This is a genomic window from Exiguobacterium sp. s26 (assembly GCF_018618235.1).
Lineage (GTDB): Bacteria > Bacillota > Bacilli > Exiguobacteriales > Exiguobacteriaceae > Exiguobacterium > Exiguobacterium chiriqhucha.
Genome location: NZ_JACSLS010000003.1, coordinates 210,541 through 223,700 on the forward strand (window position 1 = coordinate 210,541; position 13,160 = coordinate 223,700).

Sequence of the window (13,160 nt, forward strand, 5' to 3'; positions counted from 1 at the left end):
TATGGCATTTGAACATATTACAGAAGCAGTCAATGAAATGAAACAAGCGGGCACGTTCCGCTCGCTCGTGCCGCTCGAGTCGGCGCAAGCGAACGAAGTCACGATCGACGGCAAGTCGCTCGTCCAGTTGTCTTCGAACAACTATCTCGGACTCGCCAACCATCCGCGCTTGAAACAAGCGGCGATTGAAGCGGTCGAACAGTTCGGGGCCGGCACAGGTTCGGTCCGGACAATCGCCGGGACGTTCGAGATGCACGAGGCGTTCGAACGCGAGCTCGCCGAATTCAAACATACGGAAGCGGCGCTCGTGTTCCAGTCGGGCTTCGCGACGAACCTCGGCGTCTTGTCGGCACTGCTCGGTCCGGAAGACGTCGTCATCAGTGACGCGCTCAACCACGCCTCGATTATCGACGGCATCCGGTTGACGAAAGCGGCCCGCCGCATCTATAAGCACACCGACCTCGCCGATTTAGAGGCGGCGTTGAAAGAGACGCAAGATTATCGGACGCGTCTCGTCGTCACGGACGGCGTCTTCTCGATGGACGGCAACATCGCGCCGCTCCCAGAAATCGTCGAGCTCGCCGAGAAGTATGACGCGGCGGTCATGGTCGACGATGCCCACGCCTCGGGCGTGCTGGGCAAAAACGGCCGCGGTACGGTCAACCACTTCGGGCTCGACGGCCGGGTCGCGCTACAAGTCGGGACGTTGTCGAAAGCGATTGGTGTCCTCGGCGGCTACGTCGCCTGCTCGAACGACATCCGTGACTTCTTGATTCAAAAGGGACGTCCGTTCTTGTTCTCGACGTCACACCCGCCAGCGGTCGTCGCGGCGAACCGTGAGGCGATCCGTGTCATGAAAGAGGAGGAAGAGCTGTTCGATAAGCTTTGGGCGAACACCGAGTTCTTCAAGACGGGTCTTCGTGATCTCGGCTTCAATATCGGCCATGCGACGACGCCGATCACACCGGTCATGCTCGGCGAAGAGACGCTCGCGCACACGTTCTCGGACAAATTGAAAGACCACGGCGTGTTCGCACAGAGCATCGCTTTCCCGACGGTCGAGAAAGGCAAGGCTCGGATTCGGACGATCGTGACGGCGGAACATACCCGTGACGACCTCGAACGTGCGCTCGCTGCCTTCAAGGCGGTCGCGGAAGAACTGAACGTCACACTCCACGCGTAAGATTGAACTGCAGACAAATCGTCTGCAGTTTTTTTATTGGGGCGATGTGGTCGTGAGATAAACAATCATGCCCATTCGTTCATTCATTTGAAATTTTTGGTAGACATATAGGAAGGCAGGCTCTAAAATTTGAACAGGTAACTCATAGTTTTTAGATATTTATTATTTCACAAACCGTATTTTCATACATAAAGGTGTTTAAAAGAAAGATGTTAGCGACTGTTCTATTTTTAAGCGTCTGTCTAGGTATCATTTTATCAACCGCCGGCATGTATTTGCTGATCAAGCCGAAACGAATTGTATCAGGGGATAGTACGACTGTGGACAGCATTATTGGTACGCTCGTGCTTCATGTCATCATCGTCTGCATGACGACAAAGCACATAGGAGCACTTCTGTTGCTCCTCGGGATTGGCATGGGGATGGGGATGGGACTATACGTTGAATTGTATGATCAGCTATTACCGCACGTGAATGAAGTGAGAACGTGGTGATGGAGCAAAACACGAATTTAGCGGTCGGAACAATCATGTCCGCCGAAACATTTTCTATCCTGACGATTTCACCCCCATTCATTATCAACGTCATCTTTAGCGTGTTGATTTTAATTGGTGTGTTTTATTTTCGGAGTGAGAGTTGGAAAGGGCTGTTACTTAATATTGCTCTGACGCTGTGGTCACTGCTTTTCATATCGGTGTATATAATCGCCTGGTATGTGCGGTTGAAGTACGATATCACGCCGGACTTTGCGGCCTCGTTTGCGCCGGGTCTACTTCCAGGATGGAAAGAAATTATTGCGCAAGGGATGGAAGAACCAGATGTTACTGGGAATGCAGTCACATATAGTGCGTTGATCTTTTTCACTCGAAAATATAACGGATGGTATATGTGGGTGTTTAGAGCATTTGCCATCGTCCCGGTGAGTCTATTTTTCGTCAAGTATGTCCCCATCGTCTTCAATTGGCTCTTCACATAAAAAAGCAAGGCACGTGGCCCTGCTTAAAGGATGAACATTCCGCGGAATCCTCGGGCCGCATAATACGAATCGGCACCATTATGATAGACGAAGATCTGGTCGTAGCGCCGGTCGCAGAATAAGGCGCCGCCTTTTTGACGAATCGATTCCGGGGTGGCAATCCAGCTCGACGTCTTCAAGTCGAACGTGCCGAGCGTCTGCAGATGGCGATACGTTGCTTCGTCGAGTAGCTCGATTCCCATCTTCTCAGCTGATGCGACGGCACTCCCATCCGGTTTGTTTTTTTTTCGTGCCGCTAACGCCGCATCGTCATAGCAGAGGCTGCGTCGGCCACTCGGGCTTTCAGGTGAGCAGTCGCAAAAAGCTAAGGCACCATTCGGAAGTCGAATGACATCTGGCTCACCGCTGGTCCGTTCCATCTCGGCAAGCACGCCGAGTTTCTGGTCGTTTGCTTGAAGACGCGTCAAGACGTCGTGCCAAGTGAAATCAGGATGCCGTTCCGGATGGTCATTAAATCGAACATGCAGAGTTTGCAATATCTCGTCTTTTTCATGATTTGATAACGTATTCATATTTAGCTTCCTCCTAATCAGCGTTTTCTTTTAGTATACGCGATGCAGAATGAATCTGAAGCAACCGAAATAAGTTTAAAAACAGGCGCCCTCTCAAAGCGAGAAGGCGCCGTCTTATTATGCAGATTGAATCACATCTTCCGTCAAATCGATTTGTCGACCTAGCCAGATGAGCGGGACGGTCAGACCTGCGCCAATCAAATAGACGATGGCGATCGGCAATCCGTCCGCGAGCATTCCAAACGTCAGGCTGCCGATGCTGAAGGCGAGGGTATAAGCCGTCTGTTGGACGCTATAGACGTACGGAAGTTGCGAGGCAGGTGACGTTTCTTGGAGCACCGTGTTCGTTTGGATGATACGGAGTTGGGTGGCGTATCCTTGAACTGCGAGCGCGATGAGCGCGAATGCGATATGAGACGTCACGCCGAACAACAAGGCCGCCCCGACCGACAGCAGGGAGCTGATTCCAAGCGAACTGCTTCGTTGAGCGCGATACAAGTATGCACTGGCCAGAATCATGCTGATCAAGTAGCTCGCGTTCATCGTCCCCCACCAGCCCGTATCGATGTAGAGGTGTCGTTCCAGATAGACGAGCAAAAGCGCCGAAATCCAGAGCGTGCTGACGAAAGACTCGAACGTGACGAATACCGTGATTAATCGAGCATGAGGTACTGTTCGCACGATGGCGAGGCTGTCTCTAAGGGAAATGTCTGATTCACCATCTTCTACCGTCACGTCGCGGTCGAGTGAACGGACGAAGCGAAGCGTGACGAGCGTCGAGAGCATGAATAACATCAACGCGACGGTCAAGGCAATCGCGCTTGAAAACGAAGCGACGACCATCGTACCGAGCGGCCACATCGCCAGCTGGATGAACTGATTCGACCCTTGGACGAGACTGTTCGCTTGTTGGCGATTCGTCGTCAGCCGGGGGATGAACGACGCTTGGACCGGACGGGCGAACCCATCCAAGAAGGCGATGAGCACGACGAGGCCGAGGACGAGAATCGACTCCGACCAAATGACGGCCCCGAGCAAGGTCGTCTTCAACAGTTGCGTGACGAGCAGCGTCTGACCGAGGGTGAACCGAGATAAGACGCGGGCAAAGAACAGACCGCTCACGGTCATGCCGATCGTGACGGCAATCGGGAAACTGGCCGCAGCCAGGGCGGAACCGGTCTGTTGATATAACAAAGCGATCAAGGCGACGATATAAAGCACGTCACCAATATTGGCCAGCCATTGACTGACCAGCAGCAGGTAAAACGACTTCATCATGACTCTCCTCCAGAACTATTCAATTTTGGGTGGATGACATGATGTCGAATTACATACTTTCACCGCTTTCAAATTATTTACAAATAGTTTACGATAAAATCATTAAGAGTACAATAATTGGAAAGTAAACGGGGGAAACGACATGTTACGCTATGACATCAACGACCAGCTTCAACTACGAATGTTCACCATTGATGACGCAGAGGCGTTGTTCCAATTGACGATGGCGTCGAAGCCATACCTTCGCGAGTGGCTCGGTTGGCTAGATTATACGGAGACGGTCGACGATTCGCGGCAAAATATCGAAGGGCGGATTAAAGGATTGATGGAGACGGGCGGCTATCCGAAGTCGTTTGCGATCGTGTATCGGGGTGAGCTCGCCGGGACGATCGGCTTCAACGACATCGACCGAGGCATCAAGTGTGGGACGGTCGGCTATTGGCTCGGCCAAGAGTTTCAAGGCAAAGGCGTTATGAGTCAAGCGCTCGAGACGGTCATCGATTACGGGTTCCGTGACTTGAAACTCGATAAAATCGAGATTCGGGTCGCAACCGGGAATGTGAAGAGCCGGGCCTTGCCGGAACGGTTCGGTTTCCTCGAAGAAGGGGTGCTTCGCAACGCGGAGTGGCTATATGACCGCTACGTCGACCACGTCGTATACGGCTTGTTGCGAAATGAGTGGGCCCACTGACTACAGCGTTTTGAAATGATGGCCAAGCAGTTGGTCGACCGCATAGAAAATGAAGGCGCTCGACACGCCAAGTAACGATGCGAGGTTGAATATACCTGTCTCGAAGATGGATGGATCGAATAACAGTCCATATGGGACCACGAACAACCAGCCAGCAATCAGATGGAACACGAAAGACGTCACCCGTTTCGAACGGAATGGCGTCTTTTGGCTTATATACTCGGACAGTATAGAGGTGAACGTCCCGTAGATGAACACGATGGGGATCGCATAGAGCAAATAGACGGCCACGCTCGGTCCATATGACAAATCGAGCGCGTAGGGAAAGAAGAGCGGCAACACGAAAGGAATAATGAATAGACTGATGAGAGCAGATTGGATTTTTTGAAAAAACACGGTACGCCCACCTTTCGGATCATCAAGTAAAAAAAGCCGTCACCTGCAAAGATGACGACGGGTTACGGGGTGACGCCCCCTGATTCATAGAGCGTTGCGCCGAACTCCGCATACGCCTGCTCATAGCGCCGGAGCGATGACTCTTTATGCATACACGTCACGTTCATCCGTTCAAGTGACGTCATGTCGGTCGCATACGTCTTCAAGACGTGGGCGTTCCGGAGCATCGACGGTGTGACCGAACGGCTGAGACCGCTGCGTTCATTCAATTGGCGCATCATCTTCGTAATCATGACGATCGTCAGCTGTTTCGGCTGGTTCTTCGCATACACCCAACGGAACGTCATCCGGGAGAAGTCGAACGAGACGAAGACGGGATCGTCCGAGTACCAACGCGGACGGACCGGCGTCGGGATGTCAGCCAAATAGTTCATAAGGAGTGTCTGGTCCTCTTGACTGAGTTTCAACGTGAACCGGTTGCCGAGCCGGTCATAGACGTCGAATTCATGGCTCGCGAGATGCAGGTCGTTCATCCGAAGACGGATGATATGGTGCACCCGGAGTCCATATTTATAGAACAACGTGACGATTAGCTCGTTCCGATTGACGAGATACGGATGCGCCTGAAGCTGGTTCTCACTCAGCCCGCTTGTCGAACGGATCGTCCGGACGAGCTTGCTGAACTCGGTCGGCAAGGCAATCTGGTCGACGGTGAGCGTATGAGCCGGTTGGGCATAGGCGAGCATCTTTTTCCGGAGCGGATTCAAGAAGACGGTCAGGCTATTGATGACGGTGACGATTCGGGCGACCGTCGCCTGTTGGTATTGCTTCTCTTCGATGAGGAAGTCGTTGACGAACGTCTTCCACGATTCGAGCGGGACGGCGAGCCACGCCTCCGGGGCATCGAGCTCGACGTTATGGTCATGAAAGTATTTGTGCACATCGATCAAGTCGTATCGATAGCGTTTCAGCGTCGACGGTTGACGGCCGCTCGCGCCGAGATGGAACAAGTACGCCTCGATATATTCAGGCAATGGATACTCTTTTCTACGTTTCGTCATGGACGTTCCTCCTTCTCCTCATATCGTACCACAAACGGACGTTCTCCATTCGCCGTTTCGTGGTAAGATGGAGGATGAGACTTATAGGAATGAGGGATTTTTATGCAACGAGAGAAAGTCATTATCGTCGGATGTCAATTACCGACTGTCGACGATTGGACATATGAACAATCGATGGGGGAACTCGTCGAATTGGTCGATACGGCACGAGGTGAGGTCGTCGCCCGTCTCGATCAGAAACGGCAACAAGTCGACCGCCGCACGTTCATCGGGAAAGGGAAAGTCGAGGAGCTCGCGGTGCTCATCGAACAGTTCGAGCCGGACATCGTCATCTTCAACGCCGAGCTGTCGCCAGCCCAGTCAAAGAACATCCGCATCTCGCTGAACGACCCGGACGAGATGAAACTGATTGACCGGACGCAATTGATTCTAGACATCTTTGCCGGACGGGCCCAATCGAAAGAAGGGAAACTCCAAGTCGAACTCGCCCAAATGAACTACCTGCTCCCGCGTTTAATCGGACAAGGCACGCAACTGTCACGTCTCGGTGGCGGAATCGGGACACGGGGACCGGGTGAAACGAAACTCGAGTCGGACCGCCGGCACATCAAGCGCCGCATCGATGAGATTAAGAAAAATCTCGAAGGCACCGTCGCGCACCGTGACCGTTACCGCGAACGTCGGAAAGAGAACCGTGTGTTCCAAGTCGCGCTCGTCGGATATACGAACGCCGGAAAATCAACGATTTTCAACCGCTTGACGGACGCCGATACGTACGAACAGGACGAATTGTTCGCGACGCTCGATCCGCTCACGCGTGAGCTCGAATTGCCGCGCGGCGGGAAAGTGCTCATCACGGATACGGTCGGATTTATTCGCGACTTGCCGACGAAACTCGTCGCCGCGTTCCGCTCGACGCTCGAGGAAGTGCTCGGGGCTGACCTCGTCTTGCACGTCATCGATTCGTCAAACCCGCACTACATGAACCAGATCGACACGACCAACTCGGTCTTAACGGAACTCGGCGCGAGTGAGTTGCCGCAGCTCGAGGTATACAATAAGAAAGACCGGTTGACCGAAGACTTCGTCGGCGGACCGCTCGTCATCTCGGCGCTCGACTCGAACGATATCGAGACGCTCATCGGCGCGATCGAAGATAAGATTGCGGATGTGTTGACGAAAGTACACGTCATCTTGCCGGTCCGCTCGTTCGAGCATTACCATCCGGCCAAAGATTCGATGTATCGTCTCGAGGAGAAGTTCCTCGATGACGGTTCGGTCGAACTCGTTGGATATATGAGAGAAGACACGCGTCTATATGCGACGCTGAAACAATTTGAGGTGTGAAACAATGATGTGGCAAGAAAAGATTGCGTATTATGATGAATTGGCCCCGTTCGTGACCGAGGCGGAAGCGCGGGTAAAACCATATTTTGAAACGATCGAGGCGACAGCGGAGTTCAACCAATACCGTGTCCTCGAGTCGTTTAAGAAGCATAAAGTGTCGGATTTTCATTTCAATCCGACGACCGGGTACGGCTATGACGATATCGGACGCGACACGCTCGAATCGATTTATGCTGACGTGTTCGGGGCGGACCTCGCCCTGTGCCGCCCGCAAATCATCTCTGGGACGCACGCCATCGGGATCGCCTTGTTCGGTGTGTTGTTGCCAGGGGATGAACTGCTTTATATTACCGGCAAGCCGTACGACACGCTCGAAGAGATTGTCGGGATTCGGGGAGACGGCCGTGGGTCGCTCAAAGAACTTGGTGTCGGCTACGACACGGTCGAGTTGAAAGACGACCAGATCGATGTCGAGACCGTCATCGCACGGATTCGCCCTGAGACGAAGCTCGTTGGCATCCAGCGCTCGAAAGGTTACGCCAACCGACGCAGCATTCCGGTCCAAGAAATCGGGGAGGCAATCGCGAAAATCAAAGCGGCACACCCGCACGTCTTCGTCTTCGTCGACAACTGTTACGGTGAGTTCGTCGAGACGATTGAACCGACCCACGTCGGGGCTGATCTCATGGCCGGCTCACTCATCAAAAACCCGGGAGGCGGCTTGGCGAAGACGGGTGGCTATATCGCTGGGACCAAAGAACTCGTCGAACGCTGCTCGTTCCGCATGACGACACCTGGCATCGGAAGCGAGGCCGGTCCGTCACTCTATTCGCTCCAAGAGATGTATCAAGGGTTTTATATGGCGCCGCACACAGTCGCCCAAGCCTTGAAAGGGGCGCACTTGACGGCGAGCCTGCTCGGATTGCTCGGTTTCGAGACCGATCCGCATTATACGACGCCCCGGACCGATTTGATTCAATCGGTGACGTTCCGCGACCGCGACAAGATGATTGCGTTCTGTCAGAGCATCCAGATGGCGTCGCCGGTCAATGCGCATGCGTTACCGGTACCGGCCTATATGCCGGGGTATGAGGATGACGTTATCATGGCAGCTGGGACGTTCATTCAAGGCTCGTCGATTGAATTGTCGGCCGACGGTCCGCTCCGCGCGCCTTACACGGCCTACGTTCAAGGCGGATTAACTTACGCCCACGTCAAGGTCGCGCTCATGCTTGCCTTGAGCCAATTGCGGACGAAAGAGCTCGTCACATTTGACCGTGACAATATCTCACAGAAGTTGTAACCGAAATGTCATGTTAACTTTCTTAACATCTATTGACAGGTAAGTTGTCATGTATTATTCTCACAGTGTGAGACAGAAAAGGAGGGGTAAGAGATGGCCGATCAATTTCGTCGCTCCAACCCGTTGTTTCCGATTGGAATCGTTCAAGATTTGACCCAGCTGACAGGTAGGCAGATTCGGTACTATGAAGAACAGGGTCTGATTTCGCCTAGTCGGACGGAATCGAAACGACGGCTCTATTCCTTTAATGATGTCGAACGTCTACTCACGATCAAGGATTTTATCGATCAAGGCTTCAACTTGGCGGCGATTCGTCATATGCTCGATAACAGCGACGCTAAAGACGCGGAATCACTAAAGGCGCCGGTCGATGAAGCACCGAAGATCTCTGAACAAGAGTTACACAAATTATTGAAAACACAGCTTCAAGAAGCTGGCCGTTTCAATAAGACGTCGCTCATTCAAGGTGAGCTGTCACGTTTTTATCGATGACGCCAGTACACTAACCATTACACAATGTGAGAGGGGACATTTCACCATGGCCAGAAAAACGTTCACGAAAGAAGACATCAAACGCATCGCACAAGAAGAGGACGTACGCTTTATTCGTCTTCAATTCACGGATATCCTCGGTACGATTAAAAACGTCGAGGTTCCGATCAGCCAATTGGACAAAGCACTTGATAACAAGATGATGTTCGATGGTTCTTCAATCGAAGGGTTCGTACGCATCGAGGAATCAGACATGAACCTCTATCCAGACCTTGACACATGGGTTGTCTTCCCGTGGACAGACGGCAGCGGTAAAGTCGCTCGCTTGATTTGTGATATTTATACTCCGGACGGAAAACCGTTCAGCGGTGACCCGCGCGGCAATTTGAAGCGTAACCTCGAGCGCATGCAGAAGCTCGGTTTCACAGCATTCAACGTCGGACCAGAGCCTGAGTTCTTCCTCTTCAAGAAAGACTTGAACGGCCAACCGACACTCGAACTTAACGACCAAGGCGGTTACTTCGACTTGGCACCGGTCGACCTCGGCGAGAACTGCCGTAAAGAGATCGTCATCGAGCTCGAAAACATGGGCTTCGAAATCGAAGCATCACACCACGAAGTCGCACCAGGTCAGCACGAGATTGACTTCAAATACGCAGATGCGGTCACGACGGCTGATAACATCCAAACGTTCAAACTCGTCGTCAAGACGATTGCAGCGAAATATGGTCTTCACGCGACGTTCATGCCGAAGCCACTCTTCGGTGTCAACGGTTCAGGGATGCACGCCAACATGTCGCTCTTCAAAGGTGACACGAACGTCTTCTACGATCCGAACGGCGAAATGGAACTCTCTGACACGGCTCGCGCCTTCACGGCAGGGATTCTCGAGCATGCCCGTGCATTCACGGCTGTTTGTAACCCGACTGTTAACTCGTACAAGCGTCTCGTTCCTGGTTATGAAGCACCTTGCTACGTAGCATGGAGCGCGCGCAACCGTTCACCACTCGTTCGTGTACCAGCGGCCCGTGGTCTCTCGACTCGAATCGAAGTACGTTCGGTCGACCCGGCAGCAAACCCGTACCTCGCTTTGGCCACACTATTGGCTGCAGGTCTCGATGGAATTGAGAAAGACATGACAGCACCGAAGCCAATCGACAGCAACATCTACGTCATGGACAAGCCAGAACGTGTTGCTAACGGGATTGACGATCTTCCGGCTACGCTCTTCGACGCGCTCGAAGTACTCCGTACTGACAAAGTCGTCATGGAATCGCTTGGCGAGCATATCGGTGAGCACTTCCTCGAGTTGAAAGAAATCGAGTGGGATATGTTCCGCACGCAAGTGACGGAGTGGGAACGCGATCAGTACATGACGCTCTACTAAGTCGACTAATAAGGGATATCCCCTTTAAAAACCAGAGCTCTGAATGAGTCTTCGCAAGAAGTGCTCATTCAGAGCTCTTTTTGTGTCATTCATTCTAATTAATCAATATAATGAAAAGCGGTTATTGAAAATATGAGCGTAATCGAAGCAGATAGAGGGGGCCAAGCAATGGCAACGCCATTAAAAGACGTGTATGATGAGGGGTTTTTATTAGAATTTGGGCGACGGATTCAATCCGTGTACCCATCGTTTGATATACAAGCATTTGTCGCATCGATTGTAGATGAGTCATGGGAAGCGTTAGCGCTGAAAGGGCGTATGCGCCGTATTTCGACAAAGCTCGGGGAGTACTTACCTCAAAACTACGAGTCAGCTATAGATGTATTGGTTGAAATTGCAGACGATTGTGTCGGCTTTCCATATTTATTCTTTCCCGACTTCGTAGAAGTGTATGGACAGGCGGAAGAACATTGGGAACGCTCGATGTCAGCACTCGAACTCTTCACGCAGAAATCGTCTTCTGAATTCGCAATCAGACCTTTTCTGCTTCGTGATTCGACGCGAGTAATGGATCGCATGATGGCATGGGCCAAGCATCCGAATGAGCATGTGCGAAGATTGGCAAGTGAAGGCTGTCGTCCTCGTCTTCCGTGGGCGGAGTCATTACCGATGTTCAGAGAAAATCCGGCTCCCGTGTTTGCGGTTTTAGAGTTATTGAAAGAAGACCCATCATTATATGTAAGGAAAAGTGTCGCCAACAATCTCAACGATATCTCGAAAGATCACCCGGAAGCCGTGCTCGAAGTCTCGCGTCGATGGCAAGGCGAACATCCTCATACCGATTGGGTCATCAGACATGCGTGCCGAACATTGATCAAATCCGCACATCCTGACGCCTTAACGCTGTTCGGTTATACGCAAGAAACGGATTTGACCGTCAACGCATCGATTTCGATACATCCGAACGTGCTCAGCATAGGGGAGGCGTGCGAGATTCAATACGATGTGTCGATTCGTCCAGGCGATGCCGCCTATATTCGGGTCGAATACGCCATCGATTTCATAAAAGCGAACGGGAAAGCGAGTCGTAAAGCTTTTCTGCTAGCGAACAAAATCGTCCCCGGGGGTGCGCGACTTGTAGCGAACAGGATGCACAATTGGGCAGATTTGACGACTCGTCGGCATTATTCAGGAGAGCATCGTGTCGTTTTGCTGGTCAATGGACGAGAAGTGGCAGAACATCATGTCATGTTGCATAAAAGTTATTGAGCTTCTATATAATAAACAGTTCAAAAAGGGCAACCCAGTCTCTACTAGACGGGTTGCCCTTTTAGGTGTATGGCATAAATGTTTGGCTTAAAAGGCACGTTTGAAGAACGTGGACGCATAATCGAGCGTCGTATGTAACGTCGTCGCGAAGACGAGTCCGAAGAAACATGCGGCCCCGTTTAGGTCGAGCCATGATCTGGCAGCTTCCTCATACGGCGTGAACGTGAGCACGAGCGTGAGCGGGAAGCCAAGATAGATGACCCGGATCAGATCGCTCAAGAGCGGCAAATGCGAGAATAACGACCGATGGGGCATAATCTTCACGTAAGGGAGCCAAAAGCCTCGGAGTGGTCCCCATCGATAATAGGCGTCCGACTTTAAGTCAAGGTCCGGGGAGAGCCAGAACGTCCCGATTAGGGCGCCGAATAGGAACATGGTCGGAACATCGATGTCAATAAAAGGCGTGGCAATCGCAAGAGCACCGATTGCCACGAGATTCGTACGGGTATGTGTCTTGCCACTAGCCATTAGTGAATCGTGCGGTATACACCGATGACCTTCCCTAAAATCGACACGTTATCGAAATACATCGCTTCGAGCTCGTCGTTCTCTGGTTGAAGACGGACTTTCGAAGCTTCTTTATAAATCCGCTTCACCGTCGCTTCGCCTTCATCCGTCATGGCGACGACAATCTCTCCATTGTCGGCCGTGTTCTGTTGGCGGACGAGGACACGGTCCCCGTCCAAGATGCCGGCGTTAATCATCGAGTCTCCCGATACCGAGAGCATGTAGACGTTGTCGGAACCGACGACGTGGGCCGGGAGCGGGAAGTGCTCTTCCACATTCTCGATCGCCGTGATCGGCGTACCGGCCGTGACTTTTCCGATGACCGGCACGTACATGACGGCATCATGGTCTTCCACGACTGACATCTCTTCATCTAAAATTTCGATGGCACGTGGCTTCGTCTTGTCACGTCGAATCAATCCACGCTTCTCTAGACGGTCTAAGTGGCCGTGGACGGTCGAGCTCGATGCGAGTCCGACTGCCTCTCCGATTTCACGAACGGAAGGTGGATACCCTTTCGCCCGGACCTCGGCTTTTATAAAATCAAGAATCTGTTGTTGTCTTGCTGACATTTTTTTCAATGGATTTCACCTCGATTATGTCGAATAACCTGCGAACGCATCCTATTCTTTATGGGT

At 52.1% G+C, this 13,160-nt stretch carries 15 protein-coding genes; 9 read left to right on the top strand and 6 right to left on the bottom strand.

Annotated features, from left to right (window positions below; translation table 11 throughout):
• The first annotated feature begins 1 nt into the window (after position 1).
• From KNP82_RS05860 to KNP82_RS05870, 3 genes are all read left to right on the top strand, one after another.
• Positions 2–1,183 (top strand): glycine C-acetyltransferase, encoded by a 1,182-nt coding sequence (locus KNP82_RS05860; protein WP_214827310.1) that lies wholly within the window; start codon positions 2–4, stop codon positions 1,181–1,183.
• A 320-nt stretch (positions 1,184–1,503) separates the two neighbouring features.
• A complete protein-coding gene (locus tag KNP82_RS05865) occupies positions 1,504–1,677 on the top strand; it encodes a hypothetical protein (RefSeq protein WP_214827311.1) in 174 nt (57 codons plus the stop codon).
• Positions 1,677–2,159, top strand: a complete 483-nt coding sequence (locus KNP82_RS05870; RefSeq protein WP_214827312.1) for a hypothetical protein — start codon at positions 1,677–1,679, stop codon at positions 2,157–2,159. The genes KNP82_RS05865 and KNP82_RS05870 overlap by 1 nt, the downstream gene beginning before the upstream one ends.
• Positions 2,160–2,182: 23 nt before the next feature.
• Here the strand turns inward: KNP82_RS05870 and KNP82_RS05875 are convergent, their stop codons facing one another.
• Entirely contained in the window at positions 2,183–2,731 is a 549-nt protein-coding gene (locus tag KNP82_RS05875; protein ID WP_029595342.1) for a DUF4256 domain-containing protein, read from the bottom strand.
• 117 nt (positions 2,732–2,848) lie between these two features.
• Positions 2,849–4,009 (bottom strand): MFS transporter, encoded by a 1,161-nt coding sequence (locus tag KNP82_RS05880; protein ID WP_214827313.1) that lies wholly within the window; start codon positions 4,007–4,009, stop codon positions 2,849–2,851.
• 142 nt (positions 4,010–4,151) lie between these two features.
• Between KNP82_RS05880 and KNP82_RS05885 the strand changes: the two genes are divergently transcribed.
• On the top strand, positions 4,152–4,700 hold the full coding sequence (locus KNP82_RS05885) for a GNAT family N-acetyltransferase (RefSeq protein ID WP_131471215.1): 549 nt from the start codon (positions 4,152–4,154) through the stop codon (positions 4,698–4,700).
• Here KNP82_RS05885 and KNP82_RS05890 read toward each other — a convergent pair whose 3' ends face one another.
• Both KNP82_RS05890 and KNP82_RS05895 read right to left on the bottom strand, forming a co-directional pair.
• On the bottom strand, positions 4,701–5,096 hold the full coding sequence (locus tag KNP82_RS05890; RefSeq protein ID WP_131471214.1) for a hypothetical protein: 396 nt from the start codon (positions 5,094–5,096) through the stop codon (positions 4,701–4,703). It lies immediately after the preceding gene.
• Positions 5,097–5,158: 62 nt separating this feature from the next.
• Positions 5,159–6,157, bottom strand: a complete 999-nt coding sequence (locus KNP82_RS05895; protein ID WP_131471213.1) for a site-specific integrase — start codon at positions 6,155–6,157, stop codon at positions 5,159–5,161.
• A gap of 102 nt (positions 6,158–6,259) precedes the next feature.
• On the opposite strand from KNP82_RS05895, the gene hflX reads away from it, so the two are divergent.
• From hflX to KNP82_RS05920, 5 genes are all read left to right on the top strand, one after another.
• Entirely contained in the window at positions 6,260–7,504 is a 1,245-nt protein-coding gene (hflX, locus tag KNP82_RS05900; RefSeq protein ID WP_021067595.1) for a GTPase HflX, read from the top strand.
• A 7-nt stretch (positions 7,505–7,511) separates the two neighbouring features.
• Positions 7,512–8,807, top strand: coding sequence for a methionine gamma-lyase family protein (locus KNP82_RS05905; RefSeq protein ID WP_058764531.1), 1,296 nt, complete (start codon positions 7,512–7,514; stop codon positions 8,805–8,807).
• 93 nt (positions 8,808–8,900) lie between these two features.
• Positions 8,901–9,299 carry a MerR family transcriptional regulator gene (locus KNP82_RS05910; RefSeq protein ID WP_029595347.1) on the top strand — a complete coding sequence of 133 codons (399 nt, stop codon included), beginning with the start codon at positions 8,901–8,903 and terminating at the stop codon, positions 9,297–9,299.
• 46 nt (positions 9,300–9,345) lie between these two features.
• Complete coding sequence (gene glnA, locus KNP82_RS05915) at positions 9,346–10,686, top strand: type I glutamate--ammonia ligase (RefSeq protein WP_021067592.1); 1,341 nt, start codon at positions 9,346–9,348, stop codon at positions 10,684–10,686.
• A 168-nt stretch (positions 10,687–10,854) separates the two neighbouring features.
• Positions 10,855–11,955 (top strand): DNA alkylation repair protein, encoded by a 1,101-nt coding sequence (locus KNP82_RS05920; RefSeq protein WP_214827317.1) that lies wholly within the window; start codon positions 10,855–10,857, stop codon positions 11,953–11,955.
• Between the two features lie 87 nt (positions 11,956–12,042).
• Here the strand turns inward: KNP82_RS05920 and KNP82_RS05925 are convergent, their stop codons facing one another.
• Both KNP82_RS05925 and lexA read right to left on the bottom strand, forming a co-directional pair.
• Complete coding sequence (locus tag KNP82_RS05925; protein WP_214714758.1) at positions 12,043–12,483, bottom strand: metal-binding protein; 441 nt, start codon at positions 12,481–12,483, stop codon at positions 12,043–12,045.
• Positions 12,483–13,103, bottom strand: a complete 621-nt coding sequence (lexA, locus tag KNP82_RS05930; protein ID WP_021067589.1) for a transcriptional repressor LexA — start codon at positions 13,101–13,103, stop codon at positions 12,483–12,485. The genes KNP82_RS05925 and lexA overlap by 1 nt, the downstream gene beginning before the upstream one ends.
• Between the last annotated feature and the right edge of the window lie 57 nt (positions 13,104–13,160).

Bases quoted from the DNA above. Each gene is read 5' to 3' on its own strand.
- KNP82_RS05925 (WP_214714758.1), bottom strand. From the start codon at position 12,483: ATGGCTAGTGGCAAGACACATACCCGTACGAATCTCGTGGCAATCGGT.
- hflX (WP_021067595.1), top strand. From the start codon at position 6,260: ATGCAACGAGAGAAAGTCATTATCGTCGGATGTCAATTACCGACTGTC.
- KNP82_RS05880 (WP_214827313.1), bottom strand. From the start codon at position 4,009: ATGATGAAGTCGTTTTACCTGCTGCTGGTCAGTCAATGGCTGGCCAAT.
- KNP82_RS05920 (WP_214827317.1), top strand. From the start codon at position 10,855: ATGGCAACGCCATTAAAAGACGTGTATGATGAGGGGTTTTTATTAGAA.
- glnA (WP_021067592.1), top strand. From the start codon at position 9,346: ATGGCCAGAAAAACGTTCACGAAAGAAGACATCAAACGCATCGCACAA.
- KNP82_RS05905 (WP_058764531.1), top strand. From the start codon at position 7,512: ATGTGGCAAGAAAAGATTGCGTATTATGATGAATTGGCCCCGTTCGTG.
- KNP82_RS05860 (WP_214827310.1), top strand. From the start codon at position 2: ATGGCATTTGAACATATTACAGAAGCAGTCAATGAAATGAAACAAGCG.
- KNP82_RS05885 (WP_131471215.1), top strand. From the start codon at position 4,152: ATGTTACGCTATGACATCAACGACCAGCTTCAACTACGAATGTTCACC.
- KNP82_RS05910 (WP_029595347.1), top strand. From the start codon at position 8,901: ATGGCCGATCAATTTCGTCGCTCCAACCCGTTGTTTCCGATTGGAATC.
- KNP82_RS05875 (WP_029595342.1), bottom strand. From the start codon at position 2,731: ATGAATACGTTATCAAATCATGAAAAAGACGAGATATTGCAAACTCTG.
- KNP82_RS05895 (WP_131471213.1), bottom strand. From the start codon at position 6,157: ATGACGAAACGTAGAAAAGAGTATCCATTGCCTGAATATATCGAGGCG.
- KNP82_RS05870 (WP_214827312.1), top strand. From the start codon at position 1,677: ATGGAGCAAAACACGAATTTAGCGGTCGGAACAATCATGTCCGCCGAA.